Source organism: Acetobacter pasteurianus subsp. pasteurianus LMG 1262 = NBRC 106471, assembly GCF_000285275.1.
GTDB classification, from domain to species: Bacteria; Pseudomonadota; Alphaproteobacteria; order Acetobacterales; family Acetobacteraceae; genus Acetobacter; species Acetobacter pasteurianus.
The window spans coordinates 1-1166 of record NZ_CADO01000131.1; the positions used below are offsets into that span (position 1 = coordinate 1).

Below are 1166 nucleotides of genomic sequence, written 5' to 3' on the forward strand. Positions count from 1 at the left end.
AGCCGTGCAGTTCGCCTCAATCATCATCCTGCTTAACTGACGACACGCTGTAAAATGATATGTTTTTATGATTAAATGATATGTTTTTATGATTATATGAATCCTGTGCATTCGCGAGGTAGACCATGGGCGTTCTGGAGCGCAGTCATCTGACAATTATTCGGGAAGTCGCGCGAGAAGGCTCTTTGACGGCTGCAGGGATGCGTCTGAACCTAACCCAGCCGGCGCTCAGTCACGCCATCCGCAAGATTGAACAGCAGCTTGGAGTAAAGATATGGCGGCGGGAGGGACGCTCCCTTGTGCTCAATCAGGCAGGCGAATGGCTGCTTGCTTTGGCGAACCGCCTGCTTCCTCAATTTGAGCTGGCGGAAAGCCGCCTTGAACAGTTCGCAAATGGCGGGCGTGGTACACTCCGCATCGGCATGGAGTGTCATCCCTGCTATCAGTGGCTTCTGAAAGTCGTCTCCCCGTATCTGGAGCGATGGCCCAAAGTTGACGTGGATGTACGGCAGAAGTTCCAGTTTGGCGGTATTGGCGCGTTGTTCAGCAATGAGATTGACATCGTGGTCACCCCTGATCCGCTTTACAAACCCGGCCTGAAATTCACACCGGTCTTCGATTATGAACTCGTTCTGGCCGTTGGCCCTGAACATCCTCTTCGGAATGAGAAGTTCGTCTTGCCGGAACAGCTTGCTGGCGAAACATTGATCACCTACCCTGTTCCGTCCGAGCGGCTGGATATCTATACGCAGTTTCTACAGCCTGCTGGTATTGGCCCACGACAGCAGAAACAGATTGAAACCACGGATATCATGCTGGTGATGGTGGCGCATGGAAGGGGCGTTGCAGCACTTCCACGCTGGCTTGTGGAAGAGTATGCCCCACGCTTTGACCTTTACCCGGTGAAGCTTGGTAAAAAGGGCATTGCAAAGCAGATATTTCTTGGTTGCCGCGAAACCGATGAAGAGATCCGATATCTGCAGGACTTTATCGAATTCGCTGCTTTACCTTCTTTGGTAACTTAAGTAATTTTCCAAAATTCACGCTTGGAATCTCCTCGTGTTTTTCTTTTACAATGTCCGATTTCTCGGTTTTACTTTCGACACCGGACATTCCGCTTCCCTGAAGGGTTTCGGGCGCCGCGAGGCGTACGAAAGTCTGGGAAG

General features: G+C 51.3%; 1 protein-coding gene. It reads left to right on the plus strand.

What is annotated here, in order from left to right; translation table 11 throughout:
• Positions 1-125 precede the first annotated feature (125 nt).
• Positions 126-1025: a LysR family transcriptional regulator gene (locus tag APA10_RS11910; RefSeq protein WP_003631421.1), complete on the plus strand. Its 900-nt coding sequence runs from the start codon at positions 126-128 to the stop codon at positions 1023-1025.
• Positions 1026-1166: the final 141 nt, after the last annotated feature.